Source organism: Micromonospora sp. DT41 (genome assembly GCF_049841715.1).
Classification (GTDB): Bacteria; Actinomycetota; Actinomycetes; order Mycobacteriales; family Micromonosporaceae; genus Micromonospora; species Micromonospora profundi.
Genome location: NZ_JBNCKU010000011.1, coordinates 99391 through 121416, shown reverse-complemented (window position 1 = coordinate 121416; position 22026 = coordinate 99391). Strand labels below are relative to the sequence as shown.

Here is a 22026-nt window from a genome sequence, read left to right as displayed (position 1 = left end):
ACGGGACGGCTCATCCGATCCGTAGGCGGTCGCGCAGGCCGTCACCGACCTGACTGATCGCGAACGCGGTAGCGGTGATCAGCAGGCCGGGAGCGACGGTGAGCAACGGGTTGACGTAGAAGTCGGCGTACGCGCGGGCCAGGTCCGGCCCCCAACTGGGTGCCGGCGGCTGCACGCCCAGGCCGAGGAATCCGAGCGCGGCCTCGATGATCAGCGCGGTGCTGGCCAGGCCGCAGAGCTGGACGACGACGGGCCCCATCGCGTTGGGCAGCACGTGCCGCAGCGCGATCCGCCAGCCGCGTACGCCGAGCGACCGGGCCACAAGCACGAACTCCGCCTGCCGCAGCGCCAGCACCTGGGCACGCAGCAGTCGGGCGACGATCGGGGCGAAGACGACACCGACGGAGAGCATCGCGGTGAGCAGGCTCGGGCCGAGCGCGCCGGTGATCGCGATGGCCAGCACGATGCCCGGGAAGGAGATCACGGCGTCGGCGAGGCGCATCAACACCTCGTCGACAGGCCCGCCGACGTAGCCGGCGACCAGACCCCACAGGCTGCCGAACACTCCGGCCACACCGACGGTGATGGCGATTCCGCGGAAGCTGGAGGCCGAGCCGTGCATCAGTCGGGACAGCACGTCGCGGCCGTTCGCGTCGGTGCCGAGCCAGTGCGCGCCGGACGGCCCGGCGTACGGGTCGGCCGGATCGATGGCCAGCGGGTCGTACGGCGCCAGCCAGGGCGCGAGCAGCCCGGCCAGCAGCACCAGCAGGACGACCGCGGAACCGATCCAGAAGGCGACCGCGCGCGGGCCGCTTGCCGACCGTGGCCGCCGGGCGGCCAGCCCGGCGCGGACGCGCAGCGGCGTGGCAGCGGTGCGCGGGTCCATCGACGTGGTCATCGGTCTGCCTCCTGCGATCGCGCTACCGGGGCGGCCGGGCCGCGCTCGGCCGGGTCCTGCTGCTGGTGCGGGGCGAGCCCGAGTTCGGTGAGGATTTCCGTCGTGTGCTCACCGGTCCGCGGCACCGTGAGCGCGCCGGGGCGTTCGGTGAGGCCGACCCGCACCGGCCGGCCGGGCACCCGCACCGGCCGGCCGTCGGGGCCGTCAACTGTCAGCACCATGCCCGTGCCGGCCATCGCCGTGACCGCCTCCCCGACCGGGCGCATCGGTCCCGCCGCCACGCCCGCGGCGCGCATCGCGTCGAGCACCTCGGTGATGGTGCGACCGGAGGTCCAGTCGCCCACCACCTGTTCCAGACGCTCCCGCGCCTCTCCGGTGGACTCGTCGTAGCTGACGTCGGTGCCGCCCAGCACCGCCCAGAACCGCTGCCAGGCGGCGTCACCCAACGGGGCCAGGAAGACCTGCCCGTCCCGCGCCGCAAAGACGTTCGCGAACGCGGTCTGGACCTGGTTGCCCCAGCGTCCACGTGGGACGCCGGCGGCCGCCAGGCCGACCTCGTGGGCGAGCATTGCGGTGTACGAGTCGAGCATGCTCACGTCGACGAACGTTCCGACGCCCGTGACCTCACGCTCGCGCAGCGCCATGAGCACCGCGATTGTCGCGTGGTACGCGGCCACGTGGTCGGCCACGAAGGCACCGACGAACGTCGGCTCCCCGCCGGGTTGCCCGGTGAGGTCGGCGATCCCGCTCATCGCCTGGATGACGCCGTCGTACGCGGCACGGGGCGCGTCGGACGCCCCGGAGCCGAAGCCTGTGACGTGCACCATCACCAGTCGTGGATTGCGGGCCCGGAGCACGTCGTAGGACCAGCCCAGTCGCTGCGGCACGTCGGCGCCGTAGTTGGTGAGCACGACGTCTGCGGTGTCGCACAGCCGGAGCAGCAGCTCCAGGTCGGGCGGGGTCTTGAGGTCCAGGCAGATGCTGCGCTTGCCGCGGTTGTGCGAGGCGAAGTAGACGCTCACGCCGTCCACGACCGGCAGGGCGTCGCGGGACATCTCCCCCACCGGCGGCTCGACCTTGACGACGTCCGCGCCGTGGTCGGCGAGCATCTGCGCGCAGTGCGGGCCGGCGATGGCGTGGCCGAGCTCGATCACCCGGACGCCGGCCAGCGCGCCGGCCGCCGGGCTCACGCCGCCACCCGCCGGTCGAGCCGGGCGAGCACGAGGTCGGCGACGAAGTTGAGGATGAGCACCAGCAGCGCCATCAGCAGCACAGTGCCCTGCAACGTCGCGTAGTCCCGGTTGTCGACCGACTGCACGATGAGGCCGCCCAGGCCGGGAATCGCGAACACGTTCTCGACCACCACCGAGGCACCCACAAGTGTGGCCACCAGCAGCGGCAGGAGGGTCACCACGGCGGGCGCCGCCGAGCGCAACGCGTCGCCCAGGTACACCTGCCGGGGCGCGAGGCCCATCGCCCAGGCCGTACGGATGTGAGCGCTGTCCAGGGCCTGGCTCACCGCGCTGCGGACGTGCCGGCAGACCAGCGCGCCGGTGGCGAAGGAGAGCACCAGGACGGGAAGGATGATCGAGCGGATCGTCTGCACCCAGTCGTCGGCGAGCGGCGTGTAGCCGACGGCCGGCAGCAGGGCCAGGTCGAGACCGATGAAGCCGGCGGCGATCGTCGCCAGCCAGAAGTCCGGGACGGCGAGGCCGATGCCGGAGACGGCGAGCACCGAACGGCCGTCCAGGTGGCGACGCCGGGCCGCGGCCCACAGACCGGCGCCGCCGCCGATCAGCAGGGCCAGGACGAGCGCCGAGACCACCAACAGCACCGTCGGTTCGAGCCGGCGGGAGAGCAGCTCGTCCACCGGCTCCCGGCTGAAGTACGACGTGCCGAGGTCACCGCGTACCAGGTTGCCGATCCAGGAGGTGTACTGCTCGATGAGCGGGCGGTCCAGCCCGAGCTGCCTGTTGATCTCGTCGATCGACTCCTGGGTCGATCCCGCGCCGGCGATCGCCTCGGCGGGACCGCCCGGCACGATCTGTTGCAGCCCGAACACCATCAAGGTGATGAGAAGCAGCGTGGGCACGAAGGTGGCCAGTCTGCGAATCAGGAAGGCACGCATCCCGTCACCTTTCTCGCGTTAATCCTGGGAGACCCGCGACGCGCGTCAAGCAGGGGAGTTAGGGTTGACTCTGACGTCGGGGTCAGATTCGTTGCCCAGGACGTTAGGACGAGGCACTACCCGGTGTCCAGGATTTTCTATGATTCGGTTCACACGGCCGGTCGACAGCGGCCGACCGGGCGACACGAGATCGAATGGGGCGACGAGTGACAGACAGGACCACCACGCCGGCACGTCCGGACGGCGCGGCGACGCAGTCGAAGCGTTATCTCGAGCGTCGCGCCAAGCTGGTGGAGGGCGCCCACCGGGTCTTCGAGCGGGACGGGTTCATCGATGCCCGGATCACCGACATCGCGAAGGAGGTCGGCCTCGCGCACGGCTCGTTCTACACGTACTTCTCCTCCAAAGAGGAGATCTTCCGGGTCGTCGCCGAGCAGATCCAGGCCGAGATGTTCGACGGCCAGCGCGGCGGGTCGGCCGACCTCACCCCGTACCAGCGGATCGAGGCCGCCAACCGCCGCTACCTGGAGTCCTACCGCCGGCACAGCCGGATCATGGCGATCATCGAGCAGGTGTCGACGTTCAACGACGACATCCACGCGATCCGTGAGTCCCGGGCACAGCAGACCATGAGCCGGACCGAACGCTCGATCCGCAGGCTCCAGGCCGACGGCTTCGCCGATCCGGACCTCGACCCGCACCTGAGCGCCGTGGCCCTCACCTCGATGCTCAGCCGCTTCGCGTACCTGTGGATGGGCGCCGACGCCGGCCCCGACTACGAATTCGACCTCGACGCCGCCGTCGACGGCCTGACCCGCCTGTGGGCCAACGCGATCGGGCTCAAGAAGGACTGACCTCAGCCGGGGCCCGCCGGTCGCACCTCCTTCGGCATCCCGAGCAGGCGCTCGGCCACCACGTTGCGCAGCACCTGGGTGGTGCCGGCGTAGATGGTTCCGGGTCGGGCGTTGTAGAAGATGTCGACCCAGGAGGCCGAGCTGATCGGCGCACCGGCCGCGTCCGGGCCGCCGTAGCCCAGCTCCAGCACACGCCCTGTCGGCGTGGTGGCCTCCGGCCCGAGGATCTCCAGGGCCAGCTCGGTCACCGCCTGGTGGTGCGCGCTCCACTGCAACTTGAACAGGGCGGCGTCCCCCGCCGCGTCGGCACCGGTGAGGCCGCCGTGGGCCAGCCGCCGGCCGAGCGCGTCCATCACCTCGATCCGGACGTACGCGGCGGCCAGGCCGTCACGTACCCAGGCCCGATCCAGCATGCCGTTCTCCCGGGCGGTACGGACCAGCCGCTCCCACTCCGCGCGGTACCGGATGGCCTGGGTCGTGGCGGACTGCCCGCGCTCGTGGCCGAGCAACGCCATTGCTACCGCCCAGCCTCCACCGACGGCGCCCACCACATCGGCGGCCACCGCGTCGGTGAAGAACACCTCGTTGAAGTGGGAGGCGCCGGAGAGCTGCCGGATCGGGCGCACCTCGACACCCGGCTGATCCAGCGGCACGAGCAGAAAGGTCAGGCCACGGTGTCGCTCAGCGCGGGCGCCGGTACGGGCCAGCACGAAGATCCAGGACGCCAGGTGCGCGTTCGAGGTCCAGATCTTCTGCCCGGTGAGCCGCCAGCGCCCGTCGGCGCCGAGCACCGCACGGGTCTGCACCGCCGCCAGGTCGGATCCAGCGCCCGGCTCGGAGAAGCCCTGGCACCACACGTCGGTGCCGTCGAGGATCCGGGGCAGGTAGTGGGCCCGCTGTTCGGTCGTACCGAGGGCGAGCAGCGTGTTGCCCAGCATGTCGATGCCGAACGGGTCGTTGCCGCTGCCGCTTGGCACTCCGGCCCTCGCGAACTCCTCCTGGAGCACCACCTGCTGGTCCGGGGCGAGACCGAGCCCGCCGTGCTCGACCGGCCAGCCGGGGGCGAGCAGGCGGTGCCGGGCCAGCACCGCGCGCCAGCGCGCTATCCACTTGTGCAGTTCGTCGTCCCCGAGCGCCCCGAGCCCGCTCCAGCCGGGCGGAAGTTCCCTTTCCAGCAGCGCGCGTACGGAGGCCCGGAACTCCTGTGGCCCGGCGGTCGTGTCCAGGGCGCGGGCCGGCAGGTACCGCTCCCGCAGGCGGTTTTTGGCGAGCTTGCCGGTGGGCAGTCGCGGCAGGGCCTCCACCACGAACACCGACCGCGGAATCTTGTGCCGGGCCAGCCGACCGGCCAGGTACGCGAGCAGCCCGGCCACGAGCTCGTCCCGGTCGACAGCCGGGTCGACGGGCTGGACGACCGCCACGACCTGCTCGCCGAGTTCCTCGTCCGGAACGCCGAACACGGCGACGTCGACCACCGGCTCGTAGCCGATCACCGCGTTCTCGATCTCCTGGGGCGAGATGTTGACGCCCCCCGAGATGATCAGATAGTCGCGCCGGTCGGTGAGGTAGAGGTAGCCCTCGTCGTCGAGGTGGCCGATGTCGCCGAGCGTGGACCAGTCCGGGCGTACCGGGTGGCGGGCCGCCGAGCTGTCGGCTCCACCGACGTACTCGAAGTCGGACCGGCCGCCCTCGGCCTCGAAGTACACAAGGCCATCCTGCCCGGACGGCAGCTCGTTCCCCTCGGGGCCGCAGACGTGCACCCGGCAGCCGGCGATGGCGCGGCCCACCGACCCGGGATGCGCCAGCCACTCCTGCGAATCGATGAACGTGGTGCCGTTGTCCTCGCTGCCGGCGTAGTACTCCAGCAGGATCGGCCCCAGCCAGTCGATCATCTGGCGTTTGACGTCGACGGCGCACGGCCCGGCGCCGTGGATCACGACGGACAGCGAGTCGAGCACAGCGGCCCGGCGCCGCTCGGCGGGCAGCCGCAGCAGCCTGACGAACATCGTGGGCACCATCAGCGCGTGGGTGATGCCGTACCGCTCGATCGCCGTGAGCGCGCCATCCGCGTCGAACCTGCGCATCAGCACGACGGTGCCGCCCGCCGCCGTGACGGTGCTGGAGAACGAGAGCGGCGCGGCGTGGTACAGCGGGGCCGGAGTCAGGAAGACCGAGTCGTCGGTGAACTTCCACAGCTCCCTGAGCCAGCGCAGGAAATGCGGGTGTCCCTCCTGCACGGTGCGTCCGGACAGCTCGCGGCGTACCCCCTTGGGCCGCCCGGTGCTGCCGGAGCTGTAGACCATCGCGACGCCCAGCGGCTCGTGCTCCAGCGGCTCGGCCGACGACGCCGCGAGCGTCTCGGCGTAGTCGTCGAAGCCCGCCAGCGGGCCACCGACCGCAAGCCTCAACACCATCGCGGGTACGGCGGCGAGGGCGCCCGCAGCGGGTGCCGCCGCGTCCACCACAAGGGCTCTGGCCCCGCAACTGTCGACGATCCAGGCCGCCTCGTCGGCGGTCAGCGAAGTGCCGATCGGGGTGAGGACCAGCCCGGACCGCATCGCCGCCCAGTACACCTCCAGGAAGCTGAGGTGGTTGGCCATCATCAGGGCGACATGGTCTCCGGGGCGCAGGCCGGCGTTCCACATCGCCCGCGCCAGTCGGCGGGAGGCATCGTCCAACTGACCGTAGGTGAGGGTTTCGCCGGTCTCGGCGATCACCACCGCCGGCCGGTCCGGCCACCGGAGCGCATGCGCCGTGGGGTACGTCATCGGGTCACGCCATCCGCTCGACAGCCATGGCCATCCCCTGCCCGCCGCCGACGCACATCGTCTCGACGCCGACAGTACCGCCGGTGGCCTCCAACCCGTTGAGCAGCGTGGTCATGATCCGGGCACCGGTCATGCCGAAGGGGTGGCCCAGGGCGATCCCGCCGCCGTGCGGGTTGAGCTGGTCCTCCACCGAGATCTTCAGGGCGTCCACGACCGCAAGCACCTGCGCCGCGAACGCCTCGTTGAGCTCCAGCACGTCGACGTCTCTGATGGCGAGCCCGGTGCGGTCGAACAGCCGGCGTACCGCCTCGATCGGCCCGACCCCCATGATCTCCGGGGCCAAACCGGTGGTGGCGCAGCCCAGGATCCGCGCCAGGGGTTGGATCCCCAGGTCGCGGGCGCGCTCGGCGGACATCACGACGACCGCCGCAGCGCCGTCGTTGAGCGGGCAGGAGTTGCCGGGTGTGACCCGCCCGTCGACCTTGAACGGGGTGGGAAGCCCGGCCAGCACGTCGAGGTCGACGTTCGCGCGCGGGCAGTCGTCCTGTTCCACGAGCGTGCCGTCGTCCAGCCGGTACGGGCTGATCTCCCGGGCGAAGAACCCACGGTCCCGGGCGGCGACCGCGCGGTCCTGGGAGAGCTTGGCGTACTCGTCCATCCGGGCGCGGGAGATGTCGAACTGGTCGGCCACGTTCTCGGCCGTGCGCCCCATCGTGATGTAGGCGTCCGGCAGGGGGTCGGTGCCGAACCGCGGGTTCGTGGCGGCGTCGTCGATGTGTGCGCTTGAGGTCCGGGAGACGCTTTCGACGCCGCCCGCCACGTACACGTCGCCCTCGCCGGCCACGATGGCGTTCGCCGCGATCCGGATCGCGTCGAGCGAGGAGGCGCATCCCCGGCTGACGGTGGTCCCGGTGACGGTGTCGGGCAGCCCGGCCAGCAGCGCGGCCAGCCGTCCGACGTTCAGTCCCTGCTCCCCCGCCGGGTTGGCGGTACCGACGATCACGTCGCCGATCTGGTCAGGGGTGACAGCTGGGACCTTTCCCAGGGCCTGTGCGATGGCGAAACCGGCCAGATCGTCCGGCCGTGCCTGACGGAGCGACCCCTTGTGCGCACGACCGATCGGCGTCCGTGCGGTGGCCACGATTACTGCTTCGCGGGCTGGCGCCACGTCGTCTCCATTCGTCGCGAAAAGGTCCACCAACGGACCTGTCCGATTTCTTGACGCCGACGTCGACGTCGGCTCTAATTTGAGCACCGGTACCGGGCCGACGCAACCATCCGGATCGTCGGAGGCCCGGACTCACCTCCGCTTCCGACCCGGTCCGATCGACGACGCTTGGAGCTCTCGTGGACTTCGCCTACTCGCCCACCTCCGCCGCCCTGCGAGAAACGCTGCTGACGTTCATGGACGAGTGCGTCTATCCGGCCGAGCCGGTCTACCGGCAACAACTCGCCGACAGCGGTGACCCGCACTTCTTTCCTCCGGTGATGGAGGAACTCAAGCGCGAGGCACGGGCCCGTGGCCTCTGGAACCTGTTCCTGCCGCACAAGACCCAGTGGACCGAGGGCCTGTCCAACCTCGACTACGCGCCGCTTGCCGAGATCCTGGGCCGCTCGCACATCGCCTCGCAGGCGCTGAACTGCTCCGCACCGGACACCGGGAACATGGAGCTGCTCACCATGTTCGGCACCGAGGAGCAGCAGAAGCAGTGGCTCCAGCCGCTGCTGGAGGGCGAGATCCGTTCCTGCTTCGCGATGACCGAACCGGCTGTGGCCAGCTCCGACGCCCGCAACATCCAGTGCTCGATCGTCCGCGACGGCGACGAGTACGTCATCAACGGCCACAAGTGGTGGATCTCCGGGGCCGGCGACGCCCGGTGCAAGATCGCCATCGTGATGGGCAAGACCGACCCCGACGGCCCCACCTACCGGCAGCAGAGCATGGTCCTCGTGCCGCTGGACACCCCGGGCGTCACACTCGTGCGCAGCCTCACCGTCATGGGCTACCAGGACCAGGAGGGGCACTGCGAGATCACGTTCGAGAACGTCCGGGTTCCGGTGACGAACCTGCTGGGCGAGGAGGGCGGCGGCTTCGCGATCGCCCAGGCGCGGCTCGGACCGGGCCGGATCCACCACTGCATGCGGTCGCTCGGGGCGGCCGAGCGCGCCCTTGAGCTGCTCTGCCAGCGGGTGACGTCCCGCGTGGCGTTCGGCGGCCCGCTGTCCGAGCAGGGCCAGATCCAGCGCTGGATCGCCGACGCGCGGATCGAGATCGACCAGGCGCGGCTCTACACGCTCTACACCGCCTGGCTGATGGACACCCAGGGCAACAAGGCGGCCCGGACCCAGATCTCCGGGATCAAGGTCATCGCTCCCAACGTCGCGCTCCGCGTGCTCGACCACGCCATCCAGGCGTTCGGCGCCGCCGGCCTCGGACCGGACACCCCACTGCCCAGCATGTACGCCCACCAGCGCACGCTGCGCTTCGCCGACGGCCCGGACGAGGTGCACCGGCGCTCGATCGCCCGTGCGGAGCTGCACGCGCAGACATCCGCCTGACCGGGACGATGGCGGCGTGGGCGACAACGCAGAGGAGCTGACCGTGGGGATCTACCCGGATCGCGTGCTGGTGGCCAACCGGGGCGAGGTGGCCGTCCGTGTGCTGCGGACGCTCGCCGACCTCGCCGTGCCGTCGGTCGCGGTGTACGCCGCCGACGACGACCGCTGCCTGCACGTACGCCGGGCGGACCAGGCGGTGCCGCTGCCCGGCACCGGGGTCGGCGCGTACCTCGATCAGACCGCGCTGATCGAGGCCGCCCACGCGGCCGGAGCCACTGCCGTGCACCCCGGCTGGGGGTTCCTGAGCGAGAACGCCGAGTTCGCGCGCCGCTGCGCCGAGGCCGGGCTGGTGTTCGTCGGTCCGGCGCCGCAGGTGCTGCGGGTGCTTGGCGACAAGACCGCAGCACGCGCGGCGGCGGAGTCGGCGGGTATCCCCGTGGTGCCGGCGACCGGGCCGGCGACGCTCGACGAAGCGGCGAAGTTCCTGGCCGGCGCACCGGAGGGCATCATGCTCAAGGCCGTGGCCGGCGGCGGCGGACGCGGGATGCGGCCGGTCACCGACCCGGCCGACCTGGCCGCCGCGTTCGAGCGCTGCCGGTCCGAGGCGCTCGGCGCGTTCGGCGACGGCACCCTCTACGCCGAGCAGCTGCTCACCGGCCGCCGGCACATCGAGGTGCAGATCGTCGGCGACGGCACCGGCGCGGCCGTCGCCCTCGGTGACCGGGACTGCAGCCTCCAGCGGCGCCGGCAGAAGGTGGTGGAACTCGCCCCGGCACCCGGTCTGGCCTCTGGACTGCGCGACGCGGTGCACGACGCGGCGGTACGCCTGGCCGCCGGACTCGGCTACCGCGGGGTCGGCACCGTCGAGTTCCTCGTCGGCAGAGACGACTTCGTCTTCCTGGAGGCCAACCCGCGCCTGCAGGTCGAGCACACAGTCACCGAGCAGGTGTTCGACGTCGACCTCGTGGAGATCCAGCTGCGCCTGGCAGCCGGGGCGAGCCTCGCCGACATCGGCCTGGACGGTCCCGCGCCGAAGCCTGCCGGAACGGCGATCCAGCTGCGGGTGACCACCGAGACGGTCCGCCCGGACGGTGGCAGCCTGCCCGCCACCGGTGTGCTCACCGCCTTCGACCCGCCCGCCGGCCGGGGAGTACGCACCGACACCCACGGCTACGCCGGCTACCGGGTCGGCACCGGGTACGACTCGCTGCTGGCCAAGGTGGTCGTGCACGAGCCCGGCGGTGACCCGTCGGTGTTGCGACGCAAGGCGTCCCGGGCGCTCGCGGAGTTCCGCGTCGAGGGTGTGGACACGAATCTGGGCGTACTGGGACGGCTTCTTGAGCACCCCGAGGTGACCGACGGGACAGCGACCACCGCCTTCCTCGACGAACACGCCGCCGGGCTGGCCACCGCGCCGGCGCGGGAGCCGCTGTGGTTCCCCGGCGCCGACGTCGATCCGGCCGCCGCACCCGAGCCGGAGGAGGGAACGGACGGCATCGCGGTCCGGGCACCAATGGAGGCCACTGTCATAGCGGTCCCGGCTGCCGAGGGCGACCAGGTGACCGCGACGTCAGTCCTGGTCGTGCTCGAGGCGATGAAGATGGAACACCAGGTCGTGGCCGGCGCGAGCGGCGTGGTGGACCGTCTGCCGGTGACCGTCGGCCAGACCGTGCACCCCGGCACGCTGCTCGCCTCGCTGCTGGCCGGTGAGGTCCAGGCGACGACTGTCGACACGGTCGCCGAGGCCGACCCGGACCTGATCCGCCCCGACCTGCGGCGCGTCCTGGACCGGCAGCACAAGACCCGGGACGAGGCGCGGCCGGATGCGGTGTCGAAGCGGCACGGCCGGGGGCACCGCACCGCCCGGGAGAACCTCGACGACCTCTGCGACGCGGGCACCTTCTCCGAGTACGGCTCGCTGGTCCTTGCCGGCCAGCGGGCGCGGCGCAGCCTCGACGACCTGATCGACAGGACCCCCGCCGACGGCCTGGTGGCCGGTGTCGGCCAGATCAACCGCACCGGCTGCGTGGCGATGGCCTACGACTACACGGTGCTGGCCGGCACCCAGGGCTACAACGGGCATCGCAAGAAGGACAGGCTCTTCGAGCTTGCCGAACGCAACAGGTGGCCGGTCGTCATGTTCGCCGAGGGCGGCGGCGGGCGCCCCGGCGACACCGAGAACCCGGGCGTGGCGAACCTGGACACTCGCGCGTTCGCCCTGCTCGCCCGGCTCAGTGGGCTCGTGCCGACGGTGTCGGTGGTGACCGGCAAGTGCTTCGCCGGCAACGCCGCCCTCGTCGCGTGCAGCGATTTCATCGTGGCCACCCCGGACGCCAACATCGGGATGGCCGGACCGGCGATGATCGAGGGCGGCGGCCTCGGCGTGTACCGCCCGGAGGAGATCGGGCCGACAGCGGTACACGCCGTCAACGGCGTCGTCGACCTGGTGGTCCCCGACGACGCGGCGGCAGTGCGCGCCACCCGTCGGTACCTCTCCTACTTCCAGGGTCGGATCGACACCTGGGAGGAGCCGGACCAGCGCGCGCTGCGCCACGCGGTGCCGGAGAACCGGCGGCGCACGTACGACGTCCGTACCGTGATCGACACCCTGGCCGACCGGGACTCGGTGCTGGAACTCCGGCGCGAGCACGGCGTCGGCATGATCACCGCGCTGATCCGGATGGCGGGCCGCCCGGTCGGGCTCATCGCCAACAACCCGCGCCACCTCGGCGGTGCCATCGACGCCGAGGGCGGCAGCAAGGCCGCCCGGTTCATGGAGCTGTGCGACGCGTTCGACCTGCCGATCGTCTCGCTGTGCGACACACCGGGCTTCATGGTCGGCCCGGCGGCTGAGGAGAGCGCGCAGGTGCGGCACTTCGGCCGGATGTTCCTGGCCGGCGCCAGCCTGACCGTGCCGATGGTGACAGTGGTGCTGCGCAAGGGGTACGGGCTGGGCGCGCAGGCCATGGCCCGCGGCGGCTTCTACGAGCCGGAGCTGACAGTGTCCTGGCCCACAGGCGAGTTCGGCGGAATGGGCCTGGAGGGCGCGGTACGGCTCGGCTACCGCAAGGAGTTGGACGCGGTCACCGACCCGGACGAGCGCGAGGCGCTCTACCAGCGGCTGGTGGCGCAGATGTACGAGCGCGGCAGCGCGCTGAACATCGCCAGCGTGTTCGAGGTGGACGACGTGATCGACCCGGCGCAGACCCGGAACCGGATCGTCGGCGTGCTGGACGCGGCTCCGCCGCCAGCACCTCGGGCCGGGAAGAAGCGACCCCTGGTCCCCGCATGGTGACCGGGCCGGCACGACGAGGAGGAGGTCGGATGAAGGCGTGGCAGGTGACCCGGCTGGGCGAGCCCGCGGACGTTCTGGAGTGGACCGACGTGCCGCAGCCCTCGGCACCCGAGGGCGCCCTTCGGGTGGCTGTCGAGGCGGTGGCCCTGAACTTCCCCGACGTGTTGCTGTGCCGGGGCGAGTACCAGGACAAGCCGGCACTCCCGTTCACGCCCGGCGCTGAGGTGTGCGGGCGCATCGTGGACGGGCCGCGGGCCGGCGAGCGGGTGCTCGCCGCGCCCGAGCTGCCGTACGGCGGGCTCGCCGAGCAGGTGGTCGTGGCACCGCACCGGGTGTTCGTCATCCCTGACGACATGCCCGCCGAGAAGGCGGCGTCCATGCTGATCACCTACCAGACCGGGTACGTCGGCCTGCACACCCGCGCCCGCCTGCAACCCGGCGAGTGGCTGCTGGTGCACGCCGGGGCCGGCGGCGTCGGGTCGGCGGCGATCCAGATCGGCAGGGCCGCCGGTGCCCGGGTGATCGCCACGGCGGGCGGACCGGACAAGGTGCAGGTGTGCCGGGACCTCGGCGCGGAGGTGGTCGTCGACTACCTGGCGGAGGACTTCGTGCCTGTGGTCAAGGAGGTCACCGGCGGGGCCGGCGCGGACGTCATCTACGACTCGGTAGGCGGCGATGTCTTCGACAAGAGCCGCAGGTGCGTCGCCTTCGAGGGCCGGATCGTGGTGGTCGGCTTCGCGGGCGGCCGGATCGCCCAGGCGCCCACGAACCACGCTCTGATCAAGAACTACAGCGTCGTCGGCCTGTACTGGGGGCTGTACCACGTCAAGAACCCGGCCGTGATCGCCAGCACCCACGAGCGGCTTGTCGAACTGTGGCACAAGGGACTCGTCGATCCCCTGGTCAGTGAGGTGCTCCCGATGAGCGCCGCCCCGTCCGCCCTGGCCAACCTCGGCGACCGCCGCACCGTCGGCAAGGTCGTGCTCGTCAACAACCCCATCTGAGGACGTACCCATGAGTGAACAGGATCTGGTCCGCGGCCGGTGCGTGGTGGTCACCGGCGGCGGCAACGGTATCGGCCGGGCCATCGCCCGGAAAATGGCGGCCCAGGGCGCGCGCGTCGTCGTCGGCGACCTGGACTCCGCCGCAGCCGAACGGGTCGCGGCCGAGGTCGGTGGCGTCGCAGTGGGCGGCGACGTGTCGACCGACGAGGGCGTGGCACGGTTGCTGATCGCCGCCGCCGGACGGGTCGACATCTTCTTCGCCAACGCCGGAGTGGGTGTCGGAAAGGGCATCGACACGCCGGACGCCGACTGGCACACCGCCATCGAGGTGAACGTCCTTGCGCACGTCCGCGCGGCCCGCGCGCTGGTCCCCGGCTGGCTGGAGTCCGGCGGCGGCCGGTTCGTGGTGACCGCCTCCGCGGCGGGACTGCTCACGATGCTCGGCAGCGCGCCGTACTCGGTGTCGAAACACGCGGCCGTCGCGTTCGCGGAGTGGCTCTCGGTCACCTACGGGCATCGCGGCATCGCCGTCCAGGCGCTCTGCCCGCAGGGGGTGCGGACGAAGATGCTCGACGACTCGGGCGAGTTCCGGGATCTGCTGAGCCACGATGTCGCGCTGGAGCCCGAACAGGTCGCCGAGGTGGTCTGGGAGGCGCTGCACGACGACCGGTTCCTGATCCTGCCGCACCCCGAGGTGCAGCGGTACTACGAGACCCGCGCGGGCCGGACCGACGCCTGGCTGACCGGCATGCGCAAGCTCCAGAAGCGCTTCGACGACGCGGCGGTGACCCACAATGGCTGAGCGCAGGGTAGCTGTCGTCACCGGGGCGGCACGCGGAATCGGGGCGGCGGTGGCCACCCGGCTCGGCGCTGACGGTTTCGCCGTGGCCGTGTGGGACCTGGACGCCGACGGGTGCGACAAGATGGTGGCCGACCTGGGCGAGCAGGGCGTTCCGGCGTACGCGGTGGTGGCCGACGTGTCCGACGAGGCGGCAGTCGTCGCCGGTGTCGAGCAGATCGCGCAGCGGCTGGGGCCGCCGGTGGCACTTGTGAACAACGCCGGCGTCCTGCGTGACAACCTGCTGTTCAAGATGTCCTCAGCGGACTGGGACACGGTTCTCGGGGTGCACGTCCGGGGCGCGTTCCTGATGAGCCGGGCCGTCCAGGCGCACATGGTCAAGCAGCGGTGGGGGCGGATCGTCTCGTTGTCCAGCACCTCCGCGTACGGCAACCGCGGTCAGGCGAACTACTCGGCGGCGAAGGCTGCGCTGCAGGGCCTGACCAAGACGCTCGCCGTCGAGCTGGGCCCGTTCGGCATCACCGCGAACGCGGTGGCGCCGGGCTTCGTGCAGACCGAGATGACCGCCGCTACCGCGCGGCGGATCGGCCGCCCGTTCGACGAGCTGATCGCCGAGGCGGCCGCCGGCATCCCGGTACGCCGGGTGGGGCAGCCGCAGGACGTCGCCGAGGCGGTCTCGTTCTTCCTCGGGGAACGGGCCGGCTACATCAGCGGTCAGGTGCTCGACGTGGCGGGCGGGCCGGTGCGATGAGGGTCTTCAGCGGCATCGACGAGTTGCGCGCGGCTGTCGGCGAGCACCTGGGGCACAGCGACTGGCACCTCGTCACGCAGCAGCAGGTGAACACGTTCGCCGAGGCCACCGGTGACCACCAGTGGATCCACGTGGACCCGGAGCGGGCCGCCACCGGGCCGTTCGGCGCGACGATCGCGCACGGCTTCCTCACCCTGTCGCTGATCCCCACCCTGGCCGCGCAGGTGTACCGGGTGGACGGGATGAGCATGGGCGTGAACTACGGCTCGGACCGGCTGCGGTTCCCCGCGCCGGTGCCCGTCGGGTCGCGGATCCGTGCCGGGATCACCCTCACCGGTGTGCACGAGGCCCGTCGCGGTTTCCAGGTCACCTCGGACATCCAGATCGACCTGGAGACGGGCGGACCGCCGGCATGTGTGGTCGCCGCCATCTCGCTGCTCGTCCCCTGATCCGGAACTCAGAAACAGGAGCGAATCGCGTGCAGGATTCTTTTGAGGGCCGGACCGCCGTGGTCACGGGCGCGTCGCGCGGGATCGGTCTCGCCGTGGCCCGCCACTGGCACGAGCAGGGCGGGAACGTGGTGCTCACCGCCCGCACCGCCGAGGCCGCCGAGGCTGCCGCCGCGACGCTCGGCGAGCGGGCACTCGGCTTCGGCGCGCACGTCACCAACCAGGACCGCGCCCAGGCGTGCCTGGAGACCACACTGCAGCGCTTCGGTCGCATCGACCTGCTGGTGAACAACGCCGGCACCAACCCGGCGTTCGGGCCGGTGGTCGAGCAGGACCACGGGCGCTTCGCGAAGCTGATGGACGTCAACCTGTGGGGTCCGCTGCTGTGGACCTCGCTGGCCTGGCGGCTGTGGATGCGTGACAACGGTGGCGCGGTCGTCAACGTGGCGTCGCTGGGCGGGCTGGCGGTGAGCCCCGATCTCGGCCTGTACCACGTCTCCAAGGCCGCGCTGATCCACCTGACCCGGCAACTGGCTCTGGAACTGGCACCCGGGGTACGGGTGAACGCCGTCGCGCCGGGAGTGGTCCGGACCCGGCTGGCCGAGGCGCTGTGGAAGGAGAACGAGGCCGACGTGAACGCGGTGACACCGCTCGGGCGGATCGGCGAGCCCCTCGACGTGGCGGAACTGGTGGTCTTCCTGGCCTCCCGCTCGGCGTCCTGGATCACCGGGGAGACGGTCCTCGTCGACGGTGGGCAACTGCTCACCGGCTCCGCTGTCGAGCCGGTGAGCGCCTGAGATGGCAGTGGATGTCACAGCGCTCGGGCGCTGGCTACGGCAGTCGGGGCAGGCAGTTGTCGAGCCGCTGACCGCGACCCGGATCGGCCTCGGTCAGTCCAACCTCACGTATCTGCTGACCGACGCGGCGGGCTGGCGTGCCGTGGCACGTCGGCCGCCGCTCGGGCACCTCCTCGCCTCGGCGCACGACGTCGCCCGCGAGCACCGCATCCTCGCCGCGCTGGGCCGGACCGACGTGCCGGTTCCCCGCGTCCTGGGTCTGTGCCGCGACGATCAGGTGGCCGACGTCCCGGTGCTGATCGTCGAGCACGTCGAGGGCCTCGTCGTGGACAGGGTGGAGACCGCTGCGGCGATGACGCCCGACCTGCGCCGCGCCGTCGGCCTGGAACTGGGCCGGGTGCTCGCCGACCTGCACGCCGTCGACCCGACCGAGGTGGGCCTGCACGATCTGGCCAGCCACTCCGCGTACGCGCCGCGACAGTTGAAACGGTGGTCCCGGCAGTGGGCTGCCAGTCGTACCCGTGAACTGCCCGAAGTGGAGAAGCTGACAGCCCTGCTGCACGACCGGATTCCCGAGCCCGGCGACCTGGTGCTCGTGCACGGCGACTTCCACCTGGTCAACCAGATCGTCGACCCGTCGTCCGGTGCCGTCCGCGCGGTACTGGACTGGGAGCTTTCCACTCTCGGTGATCCGCTGGCCGACCTCGGCAGCCTGCTCGCCTACTGGCAGGAGCCGGACGACCCGCCCCTGGGCCTGTTCAACGCCTCCCGCCTGCCCGGGTTTCCGTCAAGAGCCGAGGTGAGCGCCGCGTACGCCGAACGGTCCGGCCGTGACCTGGCCGCGCTGCCCTTCTGGCACGTGCTCGGCCTGTGGAAGGTCGCCATCATCCTGGAGGGCGTGTACCGCCGCGCACTCGACGAACCGGCGAACGCCGCGCTGCCGGGCTCTCTGCCGGACCGTGCCGTCGTCGACCGTCTCGTCGCCCAGGCCTGGTCCGTGGCTTACGAGACGGGGCTGGCCTACTGAACGGGGCGATCCCGCACGCGGGCGGGGTCAAACGTCGCAGGATGGTGTCATGTTTCACCGTGGTCTTCCCGGGTGGGCCGCTGTGACCACCCGGTAGTCTTGATCGGGTCCAGACTGTACGCATATGTCCCGCACCGGAGGGGTGACCATGCCCGATCGCATCGACGTCACACGCCTGCAGGAGACGCTCGACGGGCCGTGGGCAAAGGTCCGCCACGCGCACCGGGAGCACCTCGACGAGCGCTTCCTTCCGGTGTACGGCGAGACAGGCGATCAGGCACGTGAGCGGATCACCCGCCTGCTCGGCGAACTCCCCGTCGAGTTGGGCATCGCGTCGGCGTTCCCCGCCGAGTACGGCGGCGGATCCGACGTGGGCGGCTCGATCGTCGCCACCGAGATGCTGGCCCAGGTCGACCTGTCACTGATGGTCAAGGCCGGCGTGCAGTGGGGCCTGTTCGGCGGAGCGGTCGCCGCCCTGGGCACCCGTCGACACCACGACGCCTACCTGCGGGACATCATCTCGGGCACGATCTTCGGCTGCTTCGCGATGACCGAGACCGGTCACGGTTCCGACGTCCAGCAACTGCGCACCACCTGCACGTACGACCCGCAGACGCAGACCTTCGACCTGCACACCCCGCACGAGGCGGCCCGCAAGGACTACATCGGCAACGCCGCCCGCGATGGACGGATGGCTGTGGTCTTCGCGCAGCTGATCACGAACGGTGAGGGGCACGGCGTACACGCGTGGCTGGTCCCGATCCGCGATGCCGAGGGCAATCCGCTTCCCGGCGTGACGATCGGCGACGCCGGGCCCAAGGCCGGTCTGCTCGGTGTCGACAACGGCCGGTTGAGCTTCGACCACGTACAGGTGCCCCGCGACATGCTGCTGGACCGCTACGGTCAGGTCGCCGAGGACGGGACGTACTCCAGCCCCATCGAGAACGACTCCCGCCGTTTCTTCACGATGCTCGGCACCCTGGTCCGTGGACGGGTCAGCGTGGGCGGCGCCGCGGCGGCGGCCACCAAGTCGGCACTCGCCATCGCGGTGCGCTACGGCGACATCCGCCGCCAGTTCGGCACGCCCGACTCCGACCGCGAGGTGCTGCTCAACGACTACCTGGCCCACCAGCGCAAACTGCTGCCCGCCCTGGCCACCACGTACGCGCTGCACTTCGCGCAGGCCGAGTTGGTCGCCGCGTTGCACGAGGTGCAGGGCAGTGACGGGCCGGTCGACGAGCACCGGCAACGTGAGCTGGAGTCCCGGGCGGCGGGTCTCAAGGCCGCGCAGACCTGGCACGCGACCCGCACGATCCAGACGTGTCGCGAGGCGTGCGGCGGCGCCGGCTACCTGGCCGAGAACCGGCTGCCCAGCCTGAAGGCCGACACCGACGTCTTCACGACGTTCGAGGGCGACAACACGGTGCTGCTGCAACTGGTCGCCAAGGGGCTGCTCACCGGCTACCGGGACGAGTTCGGCTCGCTGGACGGCTGGGGGCGCGCCTCGTTCGTCGCCGAGCAGGTCCGCGAGATGGTGCTGGAGCGCACCGCCGCGCGGTCGCTCATCGAACGGCTCATCGGCGCCGTGCCCGGCCGCGACGAGGAGGTCGCCGTCACCGACCGGGGCTGGCAGCTCAAGGCGTTCGAGGACCGCGAGAAGCACCTCCTGGACGGCGCGGTCCGCCGCCTGCGCGGTGGCGCGACCACGAAGAAGGACCGCCCCTTCGACATCTTCAACGACGTCCAGGACCACGTCCTCACCGTCGCCGCCGCGCACATCGACCGCGTCACCCTGGAGGCGTTCGTCGCCGGCATCGAGGACACCGCGGACCCGGCGGTCCAGGCGCTGCTCTCCCAGGTCTGCGACCTGTACGCCCTCAGCGTCATCGAGGCCAACAAGGGCTGGTTCCTGGAGCACGGCCGGCTCACCCCGGCCCGCGCCAAGGCGATCACCTCGGTGGTGAACGGTCTGCTCAAGGAGTTGCGCCCGCACATGCGCACGCTCGTGGACGGTTTCGCCATCCCGGACGCGTGGCTGCACTGCACGATGCTGCGCGAGGAACCACAGCGGCAGGACACCATGGCAGCCCACGACGCCGCCGGCGATCCCCACGCGGCTGCGGCGTAAGGGAAGCTGCGTCACCGAGTCGGAGATCGGACGCACCGCACGGCGAGCGCAACCCCTGTGGACCGATGGGCGTGTTGTGAGAAATCGCCGCCCATGCCGATCCCGGAGGAACAATGACCCCGACCGCGCTCCGCGTCCTCGCGCCCGTCGCCCTACTGGCGGGTCTGGCGGCCTGCACCGGCACCTCCTCCCCCACCGCCGGGGCGAGCGCCACACCCACCCCTGGCGTGGCGCTGCCCTCGGCCACCGGCGACGCGGCACCGACCCGCAGCGCCGCATCGCCCACCGCCGCCGCCGGATCGCCGACGCCCGACACCGGCACGAAGATCTGTCCGGTCAGCGCGGCGACGCTGCAGCGGGCATCGGGGCTGGCGAGCAGCACCCACCGGATCGACCCCGATCAGATCAAGTGCGCCGGGCAGTGGGCCACGGCCGGTGTGATCGCCGTCGACCCCACGCAACAGGGCGACGGGGTGCTGCTCTTCACGTACGCCGACGGCAGGTGGAAGAAGCTCGGTGAGGGCAGCGCGCTGGAGTGCAGCCCCTTCGGCATCCCGCCGGAGCTCGGCGACCGGGTCGGCTGCCTCGACCGCTGAGAGGGCCGGTGCCACTGCTCGTGGGCGCGTCAGCCACCCACGCCGCGGACCGCCTCGATGATCGTCTCAGCGACCTCGCTCGGTTGGGACACCGCCATCGCGTGGGACGCGCCGGCGACCTCACGCTGACCCCGGGCCGCCGCGCGTTCGGCCATGAACCGGTGCGCGGCGACCGGGATGTTCTTGTCGGCCTCGCCGAACACGAACCAACTGGGCAGCGATCGCCAGGCGGGGTCGCCGGTGAGCCCGTCGTTCAGTGCCTGCTCGGTGACCGGGCGCTGGGTCCGGGCCATCAGCGCGGCGACATCGTTCGACACGTCAGCGGCGAACTGCGCGTGGTAGCCGTCCTGGCCGATGGCCACCTCGTTACCGCCTGTGGACACCGGGTACTGCACGAGCGTGTCGGCAAGCGTGCTGCCGGGGAACTTCGCTGACAACGACAGCGCCGAATCGCCGGTGTCCGGTGCGAGGGCGTTCACGTACACGAGGGCTCGCACCGACGGATCGCCAGCCGCAGCCTGCGTGATCACCATGCCGCCGTAGGAGTGACCGACGAGAATGACCGGGCCACCGATCCCGCCCATCACATCCCGCAGGTATGCGGCGTCGGACGCGACGCTCCGCAGCGGGTTGGCGAGGGCCACCACGTTGTACGCGGCACCCAGGTGGTCGATCACGCCGTTCCAGCTCGCCGACTCGGCGAACGCACCGTGGACGAGGACGATTGTGGGCTGCGGATCGGACATGGCAGGCTCCTCACGTCGTGACTGTTCCACCCACCGGCCGCGGCGGTCCGCATGAATACCCAGGACGCGAAAGTGAAACCTCCCCCCCCACCTGTGGCCGCCAGCCGTGCCCTGCGGGCAGGACGCCGGTCAGGGACCGGCCGGCCGGCCGCCCTCGGGGTCGCGTCGGGACGGATCCTCCGGGACCGGAACCGCCCGCCTGCCCGCCTCCGTCGACCGCGCCGTGTGCTGGGTCGGCAGCCGTGGGCCCTCGCCTGCCTCGTCGGCCAGCCGCTCGGTTTCCTGCACCAGGTAGTGCGGTCGGCGCTTGGTCTCGTAGTAGATCCGGCCGATGTACTCACCGATCACACCCAGGATCATCATCTGGATGCCGCCGAGCCCGATCACGCTGACGATGATGGTGGTGTAGCCCGGAACGTCGATGCCCTTCTCAATGGCGTCGGCGACCACCCAGGCCATGTAGGCCACCGCGATGAGGGTGAGGATCAGGCCGCCGTAGATCGCCAGGCGCAGCGGCCGGTTGTTGAACGACAGCAGGCCGTCGAAGGCGTAGTTGAAAAGTTTGCTGAGCGTCCACCTGCTCTTTCCCGACTGGCGGGTCTCGTTCTGATGCGCCACCACCACCGTCCGGAACCCGATCCAGGAGAACAGGCCCTTGGAGAACCTGTTGTATTCCGGCATCGCCAGAATCGCGTCCACCGCGAGCCGCGACAGCAGCCGGAAGTCACCCGCGCCGTCCTGGAGGCGTACGTCGATCCACCAGTTGACCACCCGGTAGAAGGACCGGGAGGCGACCATCCGGATGAACCGGTCACCGCGCCGGTCCCGGCGGGCGATCACCTGGTCGAAGCCCTGCCGGTACAGCGCGACCATCTCGGGCAGCAGCCGGGGCGGGTGTTGGAGGTCGGCGTCCATGATGACGACCGCGTCGCCGGTGGCCCGTTGCAGGCCGGCGAGCATCGCCGCCTCCTTGCCGAAGTTGCGGCTCAGCGACGTGTAGCAGACGGCGGGGTCGGCGGCGGCGAGCCGGCGCAGCGCCGCGAGGGTACCGTCCTCGCTGCCGTCGTCGACGTACACCACCTCGATCTCCACGTCGGACAGGTCGGCGAGCGCGGCGGTCACGCTCTCGTGCAGCCGCTCCACCGACGCTTCCTCGTTGAAGCAGGGCACCACCACTGACAGACGCATCGTCGTCACCCCGCCCGGCCCGCGCGCGGGCCTCCGTCG

18 protein-coding genes are annotated in these 22026 nt (G+C 71.3%); 11 read left to right on the top strand and 7 right to left on the bottom strand.

Translation table 11 applies throughout. The features are described 5' to 3' along the window. Positions 1-10: 10 nt before the first annotated feature. The 3 genes from ACLQ23_RS21335 to ACLQ23_RS21325 are packed head-to-tail and all read right to left on the bottom strand — an operon-like array spanning position 11 to position 3026. The gene (locus ACLQ23_RS21335; protein WP_355591879.1) at positions 11-898 is read right to left on the bottom strand and encodes an ABC transporter permease; all 888 of its coding nucleotides are present in this window, start codon (positions 896-898) and stop codon (positions 11-13) included. Then, positions 895-2088: a CaiB/BaiF CoA transferase family protein gene (locus ACLQ23_RS21330; RefSeq protein WP_425880988.1), complete on the bottom strand. Its 1194-nt coding sequence runs from the start codon at positions 2086-2088 to the stop codon at positions 895-897. Before ACLQ23_RS21330 ends, ACLQ23_RS21335 begins: the two co-directional genes overlap by 4 nt. Then, positions 2085-3026: an ABC transporter permease gene (locus tag ACLQ23_RS21325; protein WP_355591885.1), complete on the bottom strand. Its 942-nt coding sequence runs from the start codon at positions 3024-3026 to the stop codon at positions 2085-2087. The genes ACLQ23_RS21330 and ACLQ23_RS21325 overlap by 4 nt, the downstream gene beginning before the upstream one ends. A 206-nt stretch (positions 3027-3232) precedes the next feature. On the opposite strand from ACLQ23_RS21325, the gene ACLQ23_RS21320 reads away from it, so the two are divergent. Beyond that, positions 3233-3880: a TetR/AcrR family transcriptional regulator gene (locus ACLQ23_RS21320; RefSeq protein WP_355591888.1), complete on the top strand. Its 648-nt coding sequence runs from the start codon at positions 3233-3235 to the stop codon at positions 3878-3880. A 2-nt stretch (positions 3881-3882) separates the two neighbouring features. On the opposite strand, the gene ACLQ23_RS21315 is transcribed toward ACLQ23_RS21320, so the two are convergent. Beyond that, entirely contained in the window at positions 3883-6648 is a 2766-nt protein-coding gene (locus tag ACLQ23_RS21315) for an AMP-binding protein (protein ID WP_425880987.1), read from the bottom strand. A gap of 4 nt (positions 6649-6652) precedes the next feature. Then, complete coding sequence (locus tag ACLQ23_RS21310; protein ID WP_425735333.1) at positions 6653-7816, bottom strand: acetyl-CoA C-acyltransferase; 1164 nt, start codon at positions 7814-7816, stop codon at positions 6653-6655. A gap of 179 nt (positions 7817-7995) precedes the next feature. On the opposite strand from ACLQ23_RS21310, the gene ACLQ23_RS21305 reads away from it, so the two are divergent. The 10 genes from ACLQ23_RS21305 (at position 7996) to ACLQ23_RS21260 (ending at position 20053) form a co-directional block, all read left to right on the top strand. Further along, positions 7996-9207, top strand: a complete 1212-nt coding sequence (locus tag ACLQ23_RS21305) for an acyl-CoA dehydrogenase family protein (protein WP_355591897.1) — start codon at positions 7996-7998, stop codon at positions 9205-9207. Between the two features lie 16 nt (positions 9208-9223). After that, positions 9224-12502, top strand: coding sequence for a carboxyl transferase domain-containing protein (locus ACLQ23_RS21300; RefSeq protein WP_425880986.1), 3279 nt, complete (start codon positions 9224-9226; stop codon positions 12500-12502). 29 nt (positions 12503-12531) lie between these two features. Next, positions 12532-13506: an NADPH:quinone oxidoreductase family protein gene (locus ACLQ23_RS21295; RefSeq protein ID WP_425880985.1), complete on the top strand. Its 975-nt coding sequence runs from the start codon at positions 12532-12534 to the stop codon at positions 13504-13506. Between the two features lie 10 nt (positions 13507-13516). Then, positions 13517-14308, top strand: a complete 792-nt coding sequence (locus tag ACLQ23_RS21290) for an SDR family oxidoreductase (RefSeq protein ID WP_355591906.1) — start codon at positions 13517-13519, stop codon at positions 14306-14308. After that, a complete protein-coding gene (locus tag ACLQ23_RS21285) occupies positions 14301-15056 on the top strand; it encodes an SDR family oxidoreductase (protein ID WP_355591909.1) in 756 nt (251 codons plus the stop codon). The genes ACLQ23_RS21290 and ACLQ23_RS21285 overlap by 8 nt, the downstream gene beginning before the upstream one ends. Further along, a complete protein-coding gene (locus tag ACLQ23_RS21280) occupies positions 15053-15505 on the top strand; it encodes a MaoC family dehydratase (protein WP_425880984.1) in 453 nt (150 codons plus the stop codon). The genes ACLQ23_RS21285 and ACLQ23_RS21280 overlap by 4 nt, the downstream gene beginning before the upstream one ends. A gap of 29 nt (positions 15506-15534) precedes the next feature. Beyond that, positions 15535-16302: an SDR family oxidoreductase gene (locus ACLQ23_RS21275; RefSeq protein ID WP_355591915.1), complete on the top strand. Its 768-nt coding sequence runs from the start codon at positions 15535-15537 to the stop codon at positions 16300-16302. Between the two features lies 1 nt (position 16303). Beyond that, on the top strand, positions 16304-17329 hold the full coding sequence (locus ACLQ23_RS21270) for a phosphotransferase family protein (RefSeq protein ID WP_355591918.1): 1026 nt from the start codon (positions 16304-16306) through the stop codon (positions 17327-17329). Between the two features lie 148 nt (positions 17330-17477). Next, a complete protein-coding gene (locus ACLQ23_RS21265; protein ID WP_425880983.1) occupies positions 17478-19457 on the top strand; it encodes an acyl-CoA dehydrogenase in 1980 nt (659 codons plus the stop codon). Between the two features lie 113 nt (positions 19458-19570). Then, positions 19571-20053 (top strand): hypothetical protein, encoded by a 483-nt coding sequence (locus ACLQ23_RS21260; protein WP_355591924.1) that lies wholly within the window; start codon positions 19571-19573, stop codon positions 20051-20053. A gap of 29 nt (positions 20054-20082) precedes the next feature. On the opposite strand, the gene ACLQ23_RS21255 is transcribed toward ACLQ23_RS21260, so the two are convergent. Beyond that, the gene (locus tag ACLQ23_RS21255) at positions 20083-20799 is read right to left on the bottom strand and encodes an alpha/beta fold hydrolase (protein ID WP_355627726.1); all 717 of its coding nucleotides are present in this window, start codon (positions 20797-20799) and stop codon (positions 20083-20085) included. 129 nt (positions 20800-20928) lie between these two features. Further along, complete coding sequence (locus tag ACLQ23_RS21250) at positions 20929-21996, bottom strand: glycosyltransferase family 2 protein (RefSeq protein ID WP_425880982.1); 1068 nt, start codon at positions 21994-21996, stop codon at positions 20929-20931. Between the last annotated feature and the right edge of the window lie 30 nt (positions 21997-22026).

What these genes read in the sequence shown, in the direction of transcription:
- ACLQ23_RS21290 (WP_355591906.1), top strand. Translation starts at nt 13,517, where the DNA reads ATGAGTGAACAGGATCTGGTCCGCGGCCGGTGCGTGGTGGTCACCGGC.
- ACLQ23_RS21315 (WP_425880987.1), bottom strand. Translation starts at nt 6,648, where the DNA reads ATGACGTACCCCACGGCGCATGCGCTCCGGTGGCCGGACCGGCCGGCG.
- ACLQ23_RS21280 (WP_425880984.1), top strand. Translation starts at nt 15,053, where the DNA reads ATGAGGGTCTTCAGCGGCATCGACGAGTTGCGCGCGGCTGTCGGCGAG.
- ACLQ23_RS21260 (WP_355591924.1), top strand. Translation starts at nt 19,571, where the DNA reads ATGACCCCGACCGCGCTCCGCGTCCTCGCGCCCGTCGCCCTACTGGCG.
- ACLQ23_RS21265 (WP_425880983.1), top strand. Translation starts at nt 17,478, where the DNA reads ATGCCCGATCGCATCGACGTCACACGCCTGCAGGAGACGCTCGACGGG.
- ACLQ23_RS21285 (WP_355591909.1), top strand. Translation starts at nt 14,301, where the DNA reads ATGGCTGAGCGCAGGGTAGCTGTCGTCACCGGGGCGGCACGCGGAATC.
- ACLQ23_RS21295 (WP_425880985.1), top strand. Translation starts at nt 12,532, where the DNA reads ATGAAGGCGTGGCAGGTGACCCGGCTGGGCGAGCCCGCGGACGTTCTG.
- ACLQ23_RS21270 (WP_355591918.1), top strand. Translation starts at nt 16,304, where the DNA reads ATGGCAGTGGATGTCACAGCGCTCGGGCGCTGGCTACGGCAGTCGGGG.
- ACLQ23_RS21335 (WP_355591879.1), bottom strand. Translation starts at nt 898, where the DNA reads ATGACCACGTCGATGGACCCGCGCACCGCTGCCACGCCGCTGCGCGTC.
- ACLQ23_RS21255 (WP_355627726.1), bottom strand. Translation starts at nt 20,799, where the DNA reads ATGTCCGATCCGCAGCCCACAATCGTCCTCGTCCACGGTGCGTTCGCC.
- ACLQ23_RS21325 (WP_355591885.1), bottom strand. Translation starts at nt 3,026, where the DNA reads ATGCGTGCCTTCCTGATTCGCAGACTGGCCACCTTCGTGCCCACGCTG.